The organism is Enorma phocaeensis (genome assembly GCF_016901575.1).
GTDB classification, from domain to species: Bacteria; Actinomycetota; Coriobacteriia; order Coriobacteriales; family Coriobacteriaceae; genus Limicola; species Limicola phocaeensis_A.
This window is the reverse complement of record NZ_JACJKQ010000011.1, coordinates 30,517-48,052: the sequence shown is the minus strand read 5'-3', so window position 1 is coordinate 48,052 and position 17,536 is coordinate 30,517. Positions and strand designations below refer to the sequence as shown.

The following is a 17,536-nucleotide window of genomic DNA, read 5'->3' as shown; positions in this document are numbered from 1 at the left end:
TACCCAGCAGACACAACCCGGGAGGAACCCATGTGTGACAACGCTGCCGGCGCCGCCTATCGCGCCATTCCCATCCATGAGGTCGACGGCTTCTTGATCGGCCACAGCACCAACCGCGAGGCCGGCACCGGCTGCACCGTCATCGTGGCGCCCGAAGGCGCCGCCGCCGGCGTGGACGTGCGCGGCGGCGGCCCCGCGTCGCGCGAGACGGACCTGCTGCGCCCTGAGAACACCGTGCAGGAGATTCACGCCGTCTGCCTCTCGGGAGGCTCGGCCTTTGGGCTCGAGGCAGCCTCGGGCGTTGCGCGCGAGCTCGAGGCGCGCGGCATCGGCCTCGACACCGGGCCGGCGCTCGTGCCCATCGTATGCTCCAGCTGCATCTTCGACCTCGCCTTTGGCGACGCAAGCGTGCGCCCGGGCGTCGAGGACGGACGGCGCGCCACCGCAGCCGCCTTCGAGGGCGCGGGGTCTCCGGTGGAAGAGGGCACCGTGGGAGCCGGGACCGGAGCCACGGTGGGCAAGCTCAACGGGCCCGAATGCGCCATGAAGGGCGGCCTGGGGGCACAGGCCATCGCGCTCGGCGACATCAAGGTGGGAGCCGTCGCCGTGGTCAACGCCTGCGGCAACGTGGTCGACCCCGCGACCCTCTCCCCCATCGCCGGCATGCGCACCTCGCCCGAGAGCCGAGAGATCGCCGACATGGAGGAGGCCATGCTCGAGCGCGGCGCCGACGTTCGCATGCCGCTCGACCGCACCAACACCACCATCTCGTGCATCATCACGAACGCGCGCCTCACCAAGGCGCAGGCGACGAAGGTGGCACAGATGGCAGCCGACGCCTATGCGCACGCCATCCGACCCACCCATACCACCAACGACGGCGACACGATCTATGTCATGGCGTCCGGCAGCCTGGGCGACGTCGAGGTTCCCCTCGACCTGCTGGGCCTTGCCGCCACGCGCGCGCTCGAGCGCGCCATTTGCGCCGGATGTGCGACCGCAGACGGGATTCTAGGGCTTCCTTCGGCCAAAAACCGTATATAACCGCTAAGCTGATGCATGTTGTCTCGCCGTCATCCCTGTTCAAAGGAGGGTGACGGCTGCATTATTGCATCATCTAGCTGGAGGAATCCATGACCGCACCCCGCGAGGCACGAACCACGACAAATCCCGAGAAGCGCGGCATCGGACTTCTTGGCCTCATCGCCCTCGTCATATCCTCGTCCATCGGCTCGGGCGTCTTCGCGCTCTCGACCGACATCTCCGCCGCCGCGGCCCCTGGCGCCGCCATGCTTGCCTGGCTCGTGACCGGCATCGGGTTCATTGCGCTCGCAAATACCTTCGGCCGCCTCTCGCTCGAGCGACCCGACCTCGACGGCATCGTCGCCTACGCCAAAGAGGGATTCGGTCCCTTCGTGGGCTTCGTCTCGGGATGGGGCTACTGGCTCTCCATCTGGATCGGCAACGTCGCCTTCGGCGTCATGCTCGCCACGGCGATCGGCTACTTCTTCCCGCCGTTTTCCGACGGCCTCACCGTGGGCGCCGTCGCCTTCATCTCGGTCGTCAACTGGCTCATCGTCTTGCTGGTCAACCGCGGCGTCGAGGAGGCCTCGGTAGTCAACGTCATCGTCATGATCTGCAAGCTCGTCCCCATCTTCGTGTTCATCGTCGCGATGATCCTGGTCTTCAGCTTCGACGTCTTCACCGCAGACTTCTGGGGCACGCTCGCCAACAACCTGGGCGGCGCAGACGCCCCGGGCGACGTTCCCACGCAGGTCATCAACTGCTTCATGGTCATGATGTGGGTGTTCGTGGGCATGGAGGGCGCGAGCGTCCTGGGGCACCGCGCGCGCAACAAGGCCGACGTCTCGCGCGCCACCATCCTCGGCGTGGCGGCGCTCGTGGTGATCTACGTCGCGGCATCGGTGCTCCCCTATGGCTACCTGCCCCGCGAGGAGCTCATGACGCTCGGCTCGCCCTCCATGCCCTATATCTTCCAGGAGGTCGTAGGCCCCTGGGGCGGCGCCTTCATCTCGGCCGGGCTCATCATCTCGATCTTCGGCGCCTGGCTCTCCTACACCATCCTGGCGTCGGAGGCCATGAACCGCATGGCGCAGATGGAGCTGCTGCCGCGCTTCTTTGTGCGCCTCAACCGCCACGGGGCGCCGACCGCGTGCCTCGTCACCACCGGCATCATGATCCAGGTCCTCTCGGTGGTCATGCTGTTCTCTGAGGCGGCATACCAGTTCGCCTACTCGCTCTGCACGGCGTCGATCGTGATCTCGTGGGGGCTTGCGGCGGCCTATATGGTGAAGCTCTCCTGGCCCCGGCGCCGCGAAGGGGCCGGCAGGGCGTTTGCGCTCTCGCTGTTCGCGACGGTCTTCTTGACCGTCGCCATCCTGCTCGCCGGGATCGACCTGCTCATGCTGTGCTGCATCGCCTATGTACCGGGCATCGTGTTCTTTGTGATGGCCCGCAGGGAGCACGGCGCCTCGCCGGTCATGAGGCGCTGGGAGATGGCGCTCGCCGCGGCGCTTCTCGTCATCGCCGTCGTCTCGGCGGTCATGGTCGCCACCGGAGCGATCACCATATAGCGCCGCCGCGTATCTGAGACCAGGGCTCCCTGCCCGCCTGCACCGGGCCCCCATCTGTCGCCTGACGATGGCGCCCCCGTCTGCGGAGGCGCTCAGAAAGCGGGGCGAGAGACCGGTTTTGCCCTGTTTGGGAACGCTACCCCAGCAGCTTGCCAATCTCGGGCGCCAGCAAGCCGGTGAGCCGGTCGAACCCCTCGTCGTTCAGATGAAGGCCGTCCCTGTAGAGGTCCCTCAGCACCCCGCCGCGCTCATCCACAAACGCCGGGAACACGTCGACCAGCGTGACTCGATCGTCGCGGATGAGCTCGCGCTCCTGTTCGAATATCATCCGCACCAGATCGTTGCATCGGATGCCGGGGACCTGGCGATACCCCCAGAGCTCCTCCACACAAGGCAGCGTCGACCACAGCAGGACCTTCGTTTCTGGGCAGTTGCCCAGGATGAGGTCGATGATCTCCTTCACATGCAGGGCGATTTCACGAGGGCTCGCCATGACGGTGTTCCCCAGGTCGTTGATGCCCACCATGAGCACGACGACCGCGGGACGGTATTTGATCACCGCCTCGTCCACGATCCAGAGAAGCTCCTCCGAGACGGCTCCGGCAATGCCGCAATTGTATAGGTGCGGCACATGGGGAAAGCAGCGCTCGATGGGATACGTCTCGGTCAACGAGTCCCCGAAGAAGACGACCCCGCCGGGAACGGCGGCGCGATTCTGCCTCACCACCGCAAGCATTCTCGAGAGCTGCGCCTCTCGCAGCTGAAAGTACCGCGGGTTGTAGCTCATGTTCTCACGCATAGCGTCAATCCTCCAAGCCAAGGCTCATTCCTGCTGCGGCCGTGTGCCGCCCCGCGCGCACGGCTCAAGGCGAGCGGCGCGGGCGGACCTATTGTCCCACAGCGTCCGGGCTCGCCTCGCATGAGATCGCCCGCTTCGATGCGTGCATGAGGGGCGGGACGCTCCAGGTGCGGATACAAAGGGCGCCACGCTCGAGAACGTGGCGCCCTTGGCTTAGTTGAACTTGAAGATCCTGCTCGCCAGGTGGTAGCCGGCGATGGTGACCTTGTCGCCCACCTTCGTGGGAAGGTTCGTGCCAATGCCCAGAAGGCCCCAGCGGGCATGGCGATACATGCGCTCGTCGAAGGTGCGCAGCTCGGCCCAGAGGTCCTTGAGCTTGCCGGGCATCGCCGGGTCGTCCGAGAGCTTGGTGAAGACCGAGCAGATGGTCATCATCATGGTGAAGTAGCCCATCATGTAGTTCTGCAGGCGGCGGCTCTCGACCTCGTCAAACAGATGGTAGGCACCCATCATGATGCGGGTGATGCGGAACTGCTGGTCAAGCCGCTTGACCATCGTCGCCTCGTTGACGCTTTGCCCCTCGCGCCCGATGAAGTAGCGGTACAGGTCGATGTCGGCGTAGTAGAGGCTCTTGCACAGCGGCAGCGGCACATAGGCATAGATGTTGTCGACATAGAAGGTGTGCGCCGGGAGCGGCAGGTTTGCCTCGCGCAGCACATCGGTGCGGTAGCACAGGCTGTGCATGAGCAGGTTCTGATCGGGACGAAACCGGCCGATCTGGTCCCAGGTGAACACCTTCTTGCGCGGCAGGGCCGAGCGGTAGCTGATGGCGGTGTGCTTGCCCTCGTGCACCTTCTCGTACACGTAGTTCGAGATGAACAGGTCGACCCGCGTGTCGCGCTGCACGAAGCCGCGCAGGATGGAGAGCATGGTGGAGAGAGCCTGGCCATCGAGCCAGTCGTCAGAGTCTACGACCTTGTAGTAGGTTCCCCTCGCCTCGCGCAGGCCCGAGAGCACGGCGATGCCGTGGCCGCCGTTCTCCTGGTGCACCGCGCGGATGATGCCCGGGTAGCGCGCCTCCCACTCGTCGGCCTTGGCAGGGGTCTCGTCCTTGCTGCCGTCGTCGACGATGATGATCTCGATGTCGCCCGCGTATCCGCTCCCCTCGAGGATCGAGGTGATGCAGCGGTCCATGTCCCCCGCCGAGTTGTAGCAGGGGATTCCAAACGAAATGACCTTACGCATGGCAGGCGATGATCTCGTCCGAGAGCTCGAGCGCCGATGCCGTCACGGCGTCCATGTCGTAGTAGCGATACTCGGCAAGGCGGCCGACCGGGTGGAAGTTCGTGAGGTTCTGCACGCGGTCGAGGTAGCGCTCGTAGAGCTCCTGGTTCTTGGGGTCGATGATGGCGTAGTACGGGGTCTGGCCGCTGCCCGGCTCGTAGGCGTGGCTGAACTCCTTCATGATGGTGGTCTTGCCCGGCAGCACCTGGCCCGTCATGTTCTTGAACTCGGTGATGCGGGTGAAGTCCTCGCTCGTGGTGTAGTTGACGGTGCCCACGGGCTGGAACTGGTCCTCGTCGAGGGTCTCGAAGACCATGTCGAGGGTGCGGTACGGCAGCGCCCCCAAATCGAGGTTGAAGAGCTCGTCGAGCGGGCCCGTGTAAACGATCTCGCCGCCGTAGCACTTGCCGCACACGTTGACGTTGGTCTCGCCGATCTCGAAGATGTCGCGCGCGTCGACGCCCACGAACACGTCGATGAGGTCGTGGTCGAGCATGTGCTCGAACATGGCGGTGTAGCCGGCAGCCGGCATGCCCTGGTAGGGCGCCTGCGGGAAGTAGCGGTCGTCGTCGCCGATGAAGATGGGCACGCGACCGGTCACCGACGGGTCGATCTCGTCGGGGGTCTGGCCCCACTGCTTCATGGTGTAGTACAGAAAGACGTTCTCGTACACGTAGTCGGCGACCTCGACCAGGTCGGGGTCGTTCTTCTTGCGGAGCTCCATGATGGGCACCTTCTTGTTCTCACCGAAGGTGTCCACGAGCTTCTGGTAGAGCTCCTCGCCGCGCTCGTCGCCAAAGGCGAGCTTGAGCGAGGTGTGGTTGAACGGCACCGGCATGAGGGTGCCGTGGATGTTGGCGAGCACCTTGTGCTGGTAGTCGGTCCACTTGGTGAAGCGCGACAGGAAGGTGTGCACGCGCTCGTTGTAGGTGTGGTAGATGTGCGGCCCGAAGAGGTGCACCAAGATGCCGTCTTCGTTCACATAGTCATAGGCGTTGCCCGCGATATGGTCGCGGCGCTCGAGCACCGCCACGCGGAACCCCGCGCTCTCGGCAAGGCGCCGGGCACAAACAGAACCGGCGTAACCCGCGCCCACCACGATCATGTCGTAGAGGTCGGGGTTGAATGACTCAGGTAGACCAGAATGAATCTGCATCGCTGCTCCTCGCAGGCTCGATCTTGACGTCTTTGGGCACACGGCACCAATTGTTAGAGGGATTATAGCGCTAGCGCTCTATAATATGACGTGCCACACAAGGAAAGCTCAACCTGCCCATCTTTAAGCCGTCTACCTCGTAGTTTATCGACAGGCGGCACGATCGGCGGGCATGGGCGAGATCATGAGGAGAGACATGAGCGATTTCCTGAACCGTATGAAGGACGCCGCCAAGGCGGACAAGAAGACCATCGTCCTTCCCGAGGGCGAGGACCCGCGCACCATCGAGGCCGCCAAGCAGATCGTCGAGGAGGGCCTGGCCAACCTGGTCATCCTGGGCGACCCCGCCAAGGTCGACGTCGAGGGCGTGACCGTCATCGACCCCACCTCGCCGACCGCCCCCAAGCATGAGGCCTATGCGCAGAAGTTCGCCGAGCTGCGCGCCAAGAAGGGCGTCACCATCGAGCAGGCCCGCGCCCAGATGATGGACGCCACCTACTACGGCACCATGATGGTCAAGATGGGCGACGCCGACGGCCTGGTCTCCGGCGCCTGCCACTCCACGGCCAACACCCTGCGCCCGGCGCTCCAGATCCTGAAGACCGCTCCGGGCACCAAGCTCGTCTCCGCCTTCATGGTCATGTGCACCAAGACCCCCCAGTTCGGAGCCGACGGCACCCTCGTCTTCGCTGACTGCGGCCTGAACATCGACCCGACCTCCGACGAGCTCTCCGAGATCGCCATCGCCTCCGCCCACTCCTTCAAGACCTTCATGGGCGACGTCGAGCCCCAGGTCGCCATGCTCTCGTACTCCACGATGGGCTCGGCCGGCGGCGACACCGCCAAGAAGGTCCAGGAGGCCACGGCATTCGCCAAGGAGAAGGCTCCCGAGCTCGCCATCGACGGCGACCTGCAGCTTGATGCCGCCATCGTGCCCGAGGTCGCCTCGCTCAAGGCCCCCGAGTCCAAGGTTGCCGGCCACGCCAACGTGCTCGTGTTCCCCAACCTCGAGACCGGCAACATCGGCTACAAGCTGGTGCAGCGCTTCGGCCAGGCCGAGGCCTACGGCCCCATCCTGCAGGGCATCGCCAAGCCGGTGAACGACCTGTCCCGCGGCTGCTCCGCCGAGGACATCGTGGGCGTCGTCGCCATCACCGCCGTCCAGGCCCAGATGGCGGAGTAGCACGAGGGGCAGACATGATCGCGGTCTGGATCGTCGCGGCGTCCTTCACGCTCGTCGGCGCGCTCTACTCGGGTCCCAAGTGGTTTAGGCTCCTCTCCTATCGGGGCCGGGCCACAGGAACGTTCCTCTCTGCGCAGAGAGGCCTGGGAACCGGCAGCCAGCCCATGAGGGCGCTGTATCGCTACGAGGTCGACGGCCGCGTCTACGAGGGGTCGAGCGGGTGGACCAAGTTCATCGTCGTGCGAAGAGGCGGCCCGTGCAAGGTGCGCTACAGCCTGTCCGACCCCTCGCGGTCCTATCTCGCACAGTTTGGCACCTACGCCAACATCGCCATCGGGACCGTGTTCTTCTTGGTGGGGCTCGCTATCTTTGGCGTTGGCGCGATGCTCGTCGCCCTCTACCCCGAGCTGCTCGGCTAGGGATATCAACAAGGACTCCTAGACGGCCCGGCAACCTCCTTGCCGGGCCGTCTTCTTGTGGAGGGCCCTAGCCGAGCTGTCCGGGCAGGCGGTAGTAGAGCTCCAGCTGGCGATGGATGCGGGATGCAAGGTCTGCGCTCGCAAAGCCGGGCCGTGCACGCCAGCGCCAGTTGCCTCCGATGGTCGAGGGCGTGTTGATGCGCGCCTCGCTGCCAAGGCCGAGCAGGTCCTGCATCTGCACCACGGCAAGGTCTGCGGGGCTTGCCCAGATGGCCCGCATGAAGCCCCAGCCCTCCCCTTCGGCGGGGTCGAGGCGCAGGTACTCGCGCGCGTGGGCAACGTCTGCGGGCAGCGCGCTCTGCAGCCAGCCGAGCGCCGTGTCGTTGTCGTGGGTGCCCACATAGGCGACGCAGTTTGCAGGATAGGAAAACGGCAGGTACGCCGCCCCGCCTCCATCGCGCGTGTCGAAGGCGAACTCCAAGATCTTCATGCCTGGAAAGCCGGTGTCTGCCAGCAGCTGGCGTACCGAGGGCGTGAGGTATCCCAGGTCTTCGGCCACGATCTCGCACGGCCCCAGCTCGTCCTTGAGCGCGCGGAAGAAGTCGATGCCCGGGCCCGGACGCCAGCGACCGCCCGCCGCGGTGTCGGAGCCTGCCGGAATGGCAAAGTAGGAGTCGAACCCGCGGAAGTGGTCGATGCGCACGATGTCGTAGAGCTTGAACTGGGCGCGGACACGGTCGACCCACCAGCGGTAGCCCTCGTCACGCATGCGCTCCCAATCGAAGAGCGGGTTGCCCCATACCTAGCCGATCTCTGAGAACGCGTCGGGCGGGACGCCGGCGATCTCGTGGGGACGCAGGTCGGCGTCGAGCTCGAACTGCTCGGGCCGCGACCAGACGTCGGCGCTGTCGCCCGACACGTAGAACGGCAGGTCGCCCATGATGCGCACGCCGGCGCTGCGAGCGTAGCCGTGCAGGCGCTCCCATTGGCAGAAGAACAGATACTGGACCGCCTTCCAGAACCGGATGTCCCGGGCGTATGCGGTCCGCGCGTCGGCAAGCACGTCCGGCCGGCGGCGGCGCAGGCCGTCCTCCCACATGCTCCAGGGGGCGCCGCCGTGCGCGTCTTTGAGCGCCATGAACAGCGCGTAGTCGTCAAGCCAGGCCGATTCGCGCTCGCAGAACGCCTCGAAGTCGCCACGGGAAGATGCGAGCAGGCGCTCAGCGGCCCGATGCAGCACGACGAAGCGCTCGCGGTACAGGGCGCCGTAGTCCACGCGCTCGGGGTCGTCGCCCCAGAAACGATGCGCGTAGTCGTCGTGGTCGAGCAGCCCCTCTTGGGCGAGGTCGTCCAAGTCGATAAGGTAGGGGTTGCCAGCAAACGTCGAGAAGCTCTGGTATGGCGAGTCCCCAAAGCTCGTGGGCACGACCGGAAGCACCTGCCAGACGGAGACCCCGGCGGCGGCGAGAAAGTCCACGAAGCGCCGCGCCTCGGCACCCAGCGTTCCCACGCCCCACGGCGAGGGAAGCGACGTCACCGGCATCAAGATTCCTGAAGTCCTCATGCGTCCCCCTGCGGTTCAAGCACACTCTGCTCGGCTCAGACAAGCACTGCTTGAGTTATATCACGCTCGCACATCCACGTGGACGTCGAGTTGCCAGGCGCACCGGACACCGGCGCGGCGCCGATGCTGCATTGCGAAGGGGCGCGCAACGTGCTCAGAGGCAACGATCACACCGGGCGCAGACCGCATACAAAAACACCCGGCCAGCAAATCATGCCGACCGGGTGCAGATGTCCCGTTATGAAAACACGGATGCTAGGGCGTTAGCCCAGCAGCGCCTCCACGTCGAGGGCGATCATGAGCTCCTCGTTGGTGGGAACCACGAGCACCTTCACGCTGGAGTCGGGCGTGGAGATGACGCGCGGGTCGTCGGAACGGACGTCGTTGAGTTCCGGATCGATCTTGACGCCCAGCCAGCCCAGACGATCCACGATCGCGGCGCGGATCTCGGCGGAGTTCTCGCCGATGCCGGCGGTGAAGGCCATGGTGTCCATGCCCTCCATGGAGGCGGCCATCTCAGCGATGAGCTGCGAGGCGCGATAGTTGAACATGTCGAGCGCCATCTGGCAGTTGGCATCGCCGTTGGCAGCGCCGTCGCGCACGTCGCGGGAGTCGCTCGACACGCCGGAGACGGCGAGCAGGCCGGACTTCTTGTTCATCATGGTGTCGATGTCGTCGATCGAGTAGCCGCCCACGCGGTTGAGATAGAAGACGGTCGCCGGGTCGACGGTGCCGCAGCGGGTGCCCATGATGAGGCCGTCGAGCGGGGTGAGGCCCATGGTGGTGTCCATGCAGTGGCCGTCCTCGATGGCGCACAGGCTCGCGCCGGAGCCGAGGTGGCAGCTCACGAGCTTATGCGTCTCGTGGTTGGTGAACTCGTCCACGGTGCGCCAGATGTAGCGGTGGCTCGTGCCGTGGGCGCCGTACTTGCGCACGTGGTACTTGTCCACCACGTCGCGCGGCAGGGCGTAGCGCCAGGCGCGCTCGGGCATGTTGTAGTGGAAGGCGGTGTCCGGCACGATGACGTTGCCGAGCTCCGGGAACATGTCGCGGCAGATCTCGATGACGTCGGCCTCGGCATAGTTGTGCAGCGGAGCGAGCGGGGCGACCTCGCGGGCCCAACCCAGCGTCTCGTCGGTGACGACCTTGGACTCGGGGAAGTACCAGCCGCCCTGCACCAGACGATGGCCGATGCCCTCGATGGGCTTGTCGACGGCCTTCAGGATCTCGAAGACGTGCTGCACGGCAGTCTTGTGATCGGGCATATCGACGTCGAGCTGCTTCTTCTCGCCGTTGACCGTGTATCCGACGAACGAGCCCTCGATACCGATGCGCTCGCAGTTGCCCTTGGCGAAGACCTCACGAGTGTTGGTGTCAAGCAGCTGGAACTTCAGGCTCGAGCTGCCGGCGTTGATCACAAGAACGTTCATGGAACTCCCCTCGTTGGAAAAATCGCTCCGCCCCTCGGCGGAGGCATACACCTTTGTATGATACACGTCTGCGGCCTTGAGCGGCGCGATTCTGCCCCAAGCATCCGAGAAGTGTTGCCTGGAGAAACTTCTGGTGCAATTTGGACGCTAAGGGCCAAAAAGAGCAGGCTTAGCGGCCATTTTGCAGAAGAAGCTGTTCCAAGGCGTCCAAAGTGCAGTAGAAGTTGAGACGACCTGTCCGACATGGCGGCGTCAGGCCTTGCCCAAGCCGTCTGCCAGCGACGACGAAGGCCTGCCGGCAGCAGCGAGAGCCTGCTATCTGCGAGAGGCCGGCAGCAACAAGGGCCTCCCGACACGGCGTCGGCAGGCCCTTATTCTCCGAGGTATGCAGAAGAAAGCCTAGATGAGACCCTCGCCCAGGTCCTTGCCGCCCAGCACGTGCATATGGAAGTGCATGACCGTCTGGCCAGCGGAGGCACCCGTGTTGGCGATGACGCGGAAGCCGCGGTCGAGCCCCTTGATCTTGGCGACCTCGGCGATGGCGTGGGTCATGGCCTCGAGCACGTCTGCGGGCACCCCGTCCACGATGTTTTCGTAGTGGCCCTTGGGAATGACGAGCGTATGTACCGGCGCCTGGGGGTTGAGGTCGTCGAAGGCAACGACCTTGTCGTCCTCATAGACGATGGTGGAGGGAATCTCGTGCGCAGCGATTTTGCAGAAAATGCAGTCGTCCATGGATGATCCTTCTCTCTGTCAACGAAAAGCGAAGCCGGGACACGCGCGCCCCGTCTCAGACCTGTCTCCTATTGTCGCATGACGGCAGAGGGGCGCACCCGATGTTATGGCGAACGGAGCAGCACTTCGGGCAGGCCGCTTAGGGCAGGCCGCTTCCAGGCAGACGCGCCCTGCGACAGGCCGTGCCAAAGGCCGAGCGAGCTGACACGAATGTGCCGCGCACCTTGCCGCAGCACATGGCAAGGCGCATGGGAGTCGAATGCGCAAACCTCGCCAAAGTGAACGCCGTGGCAACGATCCAGACGGCTATCACCGTGCCTGCCCCCTATGCGTCGCCCGCCCCCATCGCGCCCGCCGGCACGATGGGAAAAGCTTCCCTAGAACGAGAGGGTATCGCTCGTGTCGGCAGCCTCGGCGGGCACGAGCGTATCGGTGCCGTCGACATCGGCCAGAAGCACCGACACCTTCTGCTCGGCATCCGCCAGACGCGAGCGAAGGCTCTTCAAGAGCTCGACGCCGCGCGAATAGCTCTCGAGCGACTCCTCGAGCTCCATGTCGCCCGACTCCAGCGAACGAATGATGCGCTCAAGCTCCTGTGACGCCTCTTTGTAGGTGAGCTCGTCCACCGGTTTCACATCTGCCATGGGTCTTCCCTTTCTTTTGCTGGGAGGACGCTTCTCGAAAACGCCCTCGCCTCGAATCTACATCTGGGGCCTTTGCCCTCGCTCCACCTTGGTGACAGTGCCTGTGACCTCGCCGTCTGCCAGGGCGACCCGGATGGTCGAGCCGGGCTCGAACCGGTCGGCGCTCGTCGCCACGCCCGTCTCGTCATAGGCGATGGAGTAGCCTCGCGAGAGCACTTTGAGCGGCGAGAGCGCGTCGAGGGAGGCCGCCTGGGCCGAAAGCGCAGACGACGGCGCCGCGAGAAGCGCCCGCCCCTCGTGAGCCAAGCGCGACGCGGCAAGCTCGAGCGCGTGGCGCTTGCCGGAAAAACCCGACGTGCTCCGCTTGAGGCGGGGGGCCAGAAGCTCTACGGACTCCCGATGGCGACCCTGGTCGCGCACGATGGCGCCCGCTAGGCGATCAGCGGTCTGGGCGAGCTCGGCGACGCGGCGGTCGACCACATAGGCGGGGTCTTGCAGGCACGGGCGGCGCGCCGCGGCGTCGAGCGCCGAGCGCAGCTGGGCAAGCCTGCTGCCCTGCGCCATCACGATGCGATGCGCAAGCGTGTCGACCTGACCCGCCGCCCCGCGGACGAGCGACTGGGTCGCAGAGGCGAGCCTGCGCTCGCGGGCGGCGAGAAGCTCCGCGAGGTCGGTCATGGCGGGCGCCACCGACTCCGCCGCCGCGGTAGGCGTCGAGCAGCGGCGGTCGCTCACCATGTCGCAGATCGAGGTGTCCGGCTCATGCCCGATGCCGGTGATGACGGGTATCGGGCAGGCGGCGACGGCGCGGGCGAGCGACTCGTCGTTGAACGTCATGAGGTCCTCGAACGACCCGCCCCCTCGCACGAGCAAGATGCAGTCGGGGGCGGGCTCGATCGCCGCCGCGCGCCCGAGGGCGCCGATGAGCTCATCGGGGGCGCCCTCCCCCTGCACCTTTGCGCCCACGCACACAAGCTCGACGAGCGGGTTGCGGCGGCGCAGCGTGCGCTTCACGTCATCGATCACCGCACCCGACAGCGACGTGACCACCGCCACGCGCGAGCAGAAGGCGGGAATGTGCCGCTTGCGCGCCTCGTCCATGAGGCCCTCGCGGCGAAGCTTCTCGGCAAGGGCGGCGACCTGCTGGCGCAGAAGGCCTTCTCCCGCCAGCGTGAAGGACTTGGCGACAAAGCTCATGCGCCCCGTGGGCTTGTAGAGGTTGAAGTTGCCCGTGAACTGCACCTGCATGCCGTCGCGCAGGTCGAAGGTGCGCTTGCCGTAGACGCCGCGCCACACGATGCAGTCCACCGCCGCGGCGTCGTCTTTGATTTGGAAATAGCAGTGCCCGCTGCGCGCGTTCGGCCCGCGGAAGCCCGTGACCTCCCCGATCACCGTCAGCAGCGGAAGCGCGTCGAGCGCGCCAGCTGCAATCTCAACCGCCTGAGACACCGAGAGGGCGTCCTCGCCAGAAGACGTAGCCCGAGACGCCCGGCCTCCCTCGGGAGCGGTTGGCCAGGGCACGTCGGCGCGCGCAGGCGTGGTGCCCACCAGATTCCAGGCGCACATGCCGCCTCCTCCTTTCATCGACTGCGAAGAAGATACCGCACCGCGCGGACAAACGAACCGGCACGCCGCGGCGGCCGCGTTGCGCCGCGACGCCGCGCCGGGACGCATCGCGCCGCGAGACGCCTGCCGCGCCGCGCCAAGGACGGCTACTCGCGGCTGTTGCTCGTGCGGCCGAGCAGGTAGAGCAGCTGCAAGATCGAGGTAAGGGCCGCCGCCACATAGGTGAGGGCCGCCGCGGTCAGCACCTTGCGGGCGCCCCGCACGTTGACCTCGCCCATGCCCGACGACTCGATAAAGGCGACCGCGCGACGGCTCGCATCAAGCTCTACAGGCAGCGTCACCAACTGAAAGAGCACCGAGAACGCGAAGAGCGCGATGGCCAGCGTCTGCATGCCGGCAAGATTCATGGCGACGCCCAGAATGAAGACGAGCATCCAGACGTTCTGCGTGAAGTTCACCACCGGCACGAGGGCCTGGCGGAAGCGCATGAACGCGTAGCCCTGGGCGCGCTGGACGGCATGGCCCGCCTCGTGGCAGGCGACCGCGACGCTTGCCACCGAGCCGCCCGAGAGGTTGTCGCGCGAGAGGTAGAGGTTGTTGTCGCGAGGGTCGTAGTGGTCGCTCAGCGTTCCGGGCGTGCTGCGGATTCCCACCGACGAGCATCCGCTCGCGTCGAGCATGGTGCGGGCGACCTCGGAGCCCGAGCGCCCGTCCGAGGGCACGCGCAGCCACGTCTTATAGGTGCGGTTGATATAGCCTTGCGTCGCCACGCCCAACAAGAGCGATACCGCGACCAGCAGCAGGTAGCTCGTGTCGATTCCGTAGCCAAGACCGTAATAGATGGGCATGTGCATTCACTCCTTGTTCGATACACGCCATTCCCCACCTTGTACCCAGACCGCTGCCCCCTATCCGGGGCAAAGCGGCGGGGCCGGACGGCGCGCCGTCTAGAGCATCTCGACCCGGCGGTCCTTGACGGTAAGGCCCATGTTTCCCGACAGCAGGTCATCGAGCTGGGAGCCCACGAGCTCAAAGCGCCAGCCGTCGCGCAGGCGGCTGCGCTCGGGATGGTCGATGTAGTCCATGAGGTCGTCGCGCGAGGCGATCATGGCCGTCGCCACGCCCGAACGCTCGGAGATGAGGCGGATGAGCGCATACATGAGGTCGCTCACGCTCTCGAGCTCGCTAGAGGGAGCCTTGCGGGCGTGGCCCACCTGCGGCAGGTGGTCTGCCGGGCACCGCCTGCCGCGATCGATGGCCGCGAGCGCCGCGGAGACATCGCCTTCGGAGAGCTGCTCGGTGCCACGGATGCTGCGGAAGTCGGCGGCATCGCGCGGCGAGCGCTTCACGAGCGCCAGCAGCACCTCGTCGGACATGACCCACTTGCGCGGGACGTCGCTGCGCTCGGCGCGGGTCTCCCGCCATGCCGCGAGCTCGCGAGCGACGGCGAGCTGGCGGCGCGTGCAGGACGTGATGCGCTTCACGCGCGTGTACATCTCGCGCGGCTCCACGACGTAGTGGGCGCGGTCGGCGATGTTGGCGACCTCGTCGGCGACCCAGGACATGCGCCCCTGCTCCTGCAGGCGGTCGTAGATGGCGTGGTAGGCGACGATGAGGTAGCGGACGTCGTCGAGGGCGTAGTCGAGCTGCTTCTCGGAGAGCGGGCGGCGCGACCAGTCGGTCAGCGACTCGGTCTTGGCAAGCGTGACGCCGCAGAAGGCGTGGACGAGCCCGTTGTAGGAGATCTGAAGACGCTCGCCCAAAAACGCCGCGGCGACCTGGGTGTCGAACACCGGGGCGGGCAGCACGCCAAGCGTGTGCAGCAGCACCTCCATGTCCTGAGAGCAGGCGTGGAAGACCTTGACCACCGACGGGTCGCCCATGAGGGCGGCAAGCGGCGAGAGGTCGTCGATCGCCAGCGGGTCGATCGCCACGCACTCGTCCGGCGTGGCGACCTGCACCAGGCACAGGCGCGGATGGTAGGTGCGCTCGCGCAAAAACTCGGTGTCCACCGCGACGGCGGGAAACGTGCGCGCGCGGTCGCAGAACGCCTGAAGGTCTTCAACTGTGGAAATATACATGCTCACCTGTCGCCTTGGTTTCACCGCCGGCTGCGGGGGTAGGATATCGGTCAACGTAACTATACGCTACGTTCGCCGAAACTATAGCAGCCCCATAGAAGAACGGAAAGCAATGCGCTGCCTCATCATCCATAACCCCGCTTCCGGCCCCGGCACGGACGAAATCTACACGTTCGCCCACACGCTCGCCCAGGGCGGCGACGAGATCGTCCTGCGCTACATCGGCGACGGGATGGAGCCCGAGCAGGCGGTAGAGGACGTCTCCTCGTTCGACCGCGTGGTGGTGTCGGGCGGCGACGGCACGGTGTCGAGCGTGCTCGACTGCCTGCGCGACACGGGGGTCCCCACGCTCATCTTCCCCTCAGGCACCGCGAACCTGTTCTTCTCCAACATCGGAAACGCCCCCGAGGCGGCGGCGCTCGCCAAGGCGTGCCGCGAGGGGCGCACCGCCAAGGTGGACATGGGCGAGCTCTACTGGAAAGACGAGGCCGGCGAGATCTGCCGCCACGGCTTCATCATCATCGCCGGGTCGGGATTCGACGCCACCATCATGGAGAAGGCGGCTCCCTCGAAGAGCGACATCGGCGAGATCGCCTACGTGCTGTCGGCCCTCTCCACGCTCGAGCCGCAGGTGGCGCACTTCACCATCGAGCACGACGGCCAGGTCGACGAGTTCGACGGCATCTCGTGCATGGTGGGAAACACCGCGGTCATCCAGAACGACATCAACCTGTTCCCCGACTGCCGCATGGACGACGGCCTGCTGGACATCGCGGTCATCGAGCCGGCGCGCCTCGTGCAGCTGCTGCCCACCGCGATCGCAGGCGTCTTCGATCCCGCCGGCAAGGGCCTGGGGCGTCCGCAGTTCAAGATGTTCCAGGCGAAGGAGGTCAAGATCAGCTGCACGCCGTCGCTCGGCATGCAGTTCGACGGCGAGGTCATCTCCAACAACAAGGGCGTCTTCGGCGCCCGCGTGCTGCCGAAGTGCCTGGATATCATCATCGACGACTTCTCGAACCTCGCCCAGCACGCGCAGGCGTAAGCCCGGCCCGCCCCGCAGGAAACATGCTCGCAATCTTTTGCGTGCGCGCTTACGAAGGCACTTCGCTATGCTATAGTGCCCTCAATCGCTTGAAAGGCCTTCGGGCCCCTACCACGAAAGGAGCCACCAGCATGAAGAACGCACTTTGCACCGCTCGCATGAACTGGTGGTGGCGTGATGTGAATACGGTCGGTCGACGGTGAGATCCATCACGCCTATCTCTTAGACAGGCGGCACGGAGCCCCCGGGAGACCGGGGGCTTTTTTGTTATCTGCGGCCCCCGCGACCCCTTGAGACCGATTCCCCTCGCATCACGCGCCCCCGACGTCGCACCGCGACACGAAGCTTCACCAGCCGCTTTGCCGGCATCCTCGAGAAAGGTTGACCACCATGTCCCAGCAGCTCTCCTCCCAGCCCCGCACCGCCGCCCGCACCGTCTCCTCCCCCGACCGCGGCAAGCTCGACATCAAGGCCCTCGTCCTGCTCGCCGTCCTTCTGGCCGCGGGCTTCATCCTCAACATGACGGCCGGCAAGGCCATCGGCGCCATCTCGGGCAACCTCATCAGCCCCGAGTTCATCATCTCCGCCTTCTGCCTCACCATCTTGGTGGTGCGCCCCGGCCTGCTCCAGGCGCTCGTCATCGGCTTGGTCTCCGCCGCCGTGATCCAGATCACCACGAGCCTGCCCGGCGCGGACTTCGTGGCAGAGGGCATCGCCGCCATGCTCATGGCGCTCATCGTGAACGCCGGCATGAAGACCCCCGCCAAGGCCGTCGTCCCCACCGTGGGCACCTTCGTGACCACCTTCGTCTCGGGCTTCATCTTCATGCTCATCCGCATGGCCGTCATGCAGTTCGACATGGCCATCGCCGCCGCGATGCTGCCGGTCGTCGCCCTCACCGCCGTGTTCAACGCGGTGCTCGTGGGCGCGCTCTACATCCCCGTCAAGAAGGCGCTCAAGCTGAACGACTAGCCCCGTGCCCAGCAACCATGCCCCGGACGCCGCGCAGGCCGTCCGGGGCCGTTTCTGTGATATGCTG

15 protein-coding genes and 1 pseudogene are annotated in these 17,536 nt (G+C 65.8%); 6 read left to right on the top strand and 10 right to left on the bottom strand.

Annotation, left to right across the window (positions count from 1 at the left end; translation table 11 throughout):
* The first annotated feature begins 30 nt into the window (after positions 1-30).
* Complete coding sequence (locus H6A15_RS06985; RefSeq protein ID WP_204673035.1) at positions 31-1,044, top strand: P1 family peptidase; 1,014 nt, start codon at positions 31-33, stop codon at positions 1,042-1,044.
* An 89-nt stretch (positions 1,045-1,133) separates the two neighbouring features.
* Complete coding sequence (locus H6A15_RS06980) at positions 1,134-2,594, top strand: basic amino acid/polyamine antiporter (protein ID WP_204673034.1); 1,461 nt, start codon at positions 1,134-1,136, stop codon at positions 2,592-2,594.
* A gap of 136 nt (positions 2,595-2,730) precedes the next feature.
* Here the strand turns inward: H6A15_RS06980 and H6A15_RS06975 are convergent, their stop codons facing one another.
* From H6A15_RS06975 to glf, 3 genes are all read right to left on the bottom strand, one after another.
* Positions 2,731-3,393 carry a GDSL-type esterase/lipase family protein gene (locus H6A15_RS06975; RefSeq protein WP_204673033.1) on the bottom strand — a complete coding sequence of 221 codons (663 nt, stop codon included), beginning with the start codon at positions 3,391-3,393 and terminating at the stop codon, positions 2,731-2,733.
* A gap of 213 nt (positions 3,394-3,606) precedes the next feature.
* Entirely contained in the window at positions 3,607-4,638 is a 1,032-nt protein-coding gene (locus tag H6A15_RS06970; protein WP_204673032.1) for a glycosyltransferase family 2 protein, read from the bottom strand.
* Complete coding sequence (gene glf / locus H6A15_RS06965; RefSeq protein ID WP_204673031.1) at positions 4,631-5,833, bottom strand: UDP-galactopyranose mutase; 1,203 nt, start codon at positions 5,831-5,833, stop codon at positions 4,631-4,633. Before glf ends, H6A15_RS06970 begins: the two co-directional genes overlap by 8 nt.
* Before the next feature lie 196 nt (positions 5,834-6,029).
* On the opposite strand from glf, the gene pta reads away from it, so the two are divergent.
* Positions 6,030-7,016: a phosphate acetyltransferase gene (gene pta, locus H6A15_RS06960; RefSeq protein WP_204673030.1), complete on the top strand. Its 987-nt coding sequence runs from the start codon at positions 6,030-6,032 to the stop codon at positions 7,014-7,016.
* A gap of 14 nt (positions 7,017-7,030) precedes the next feature.
* A complete protein-coding gene (locus H6A15_RS06955; RefSeq protein ID WP_204673029.1) occupies positions 7,031-7,435 on the top strand; it encodes a DUF3592 domain-containing protein in 405 nt (134 codons plus the stop codon).
* 67 nt (positions 7,436-7,502) lie between these two features.
* On the opposite strand, the pseudogene malQ reads toward H6A15_RS06955, so the two are convergent.
* The 7 genes and pseudogenes from malQ to rnd form a co-directional block, all read right to left on the bottom strand.
* Positions 7,503-8,978: pseudogene (gene malQ, locus H6A15_RS06950) on the bottom strand (4-alpha-glucanotransferase).
* Positions 8,979-9,262: 284 nt separating this feature from the next.
* A complete protein-coding gene (locus tag H6A15_RS06945) occupies positions 9,263-10,429 on the bottom strand; it encodes an acetate/propionate family kinase (protein WP_204673028.1) in 1,167 nt (388 codons plus the stop codon).
* Between the two features lie 399 nt (positions 10,430-10,828).
* Positions 10,829-11,164 carry a histidine triad nucleotide-binding protein gene (locus tag H6A15_RS06940; RefSeq protein WP_204673027.1) on the bottom strand — a complete coding sequence of 112 codons (336 nt, stop codon included), beginning with the start codon at positions 11,162-11,164 and terminating at the stop codon, positions 10,829-10,831.
* A 377-nt stretch (positions 11,165-11,541) separates the two neighbouring features.
* On the bottom strand, positions 11,542-11,808 hold the full coding sequence (xseB, locus tag H6A15_RS06935; protein WP_204673026.1) for an exodeoxyribonuclease VII small subunit: 267 nt from the start codon (positions 11,806-11,808) through the stop codon (positions 11,542-11,544).
* 57 nt (positions 11,809-11,865) lie between these two features.
* Positions 11,866-13,374, bottom strand: a complete 1,509-nt coding sequence (gene xseA, locus H6A15_RS06930) for an exodeoxyribonuclease VII large subunit (protein ID WP_204673025.1) — start codon at positions 13,372-13,374, stop codon at positions 11,866-11,868.
* A 146-nt stretch (positions 13,375-13,520) separates the two neighbouring features.
* Positions 13,521-14,222, bottom strand: coding sequence for a zinc metallopeptidase (locus H6A15_RS06925; RefSeq protein WP_204673024.1), 702 nt, complete (start codon positions 14,220-14,222; stop codon positions 13,521-13,523).
* Positions 14,223-14,321: 99 nt separating this feature from the next.
* Complete coding sequence (gene rnd, locus H6A15_RS06920) at positions 14,322-15,455, bottom strand: ribonuclease D (protein WP_204673023.1); 1,134 nt, start codon at positions 15,453-15,455, stop codon at positions 14,322-14,324.
* A 112-nt stretch (positions 15,456-15,567) separates the two neighbouring features.
* On the opposite strand from rnd, the gene H6A15_RS06915 reads away from it, so the two are divergent.
* Positions 15,568-16,497: a diacylglycerol/lipid kinase family protein gene (locus H6A15_RS06915; protein ID WP_204673022.1), complete on the top strand. Its 930-nt coding sequence runs from the start codon at positions 15,568-15,570 to the stop codon at positions 16,495-16,497.
* A 390-nt stretch (positions 16,498-16,887) separates the two neighbouring features.
* Positions 16,888-17,469, top strand: coding sequence for a hypothetical protein (locus tag H6A15_RS06910; protein ID WP_204673021.1), 582 nt, complete (start codon positions 16,888-16,890; stop codon positions 17,467-17,469).
* Positions 17,470-17,536: the final 67 nt, after the last annotated feature.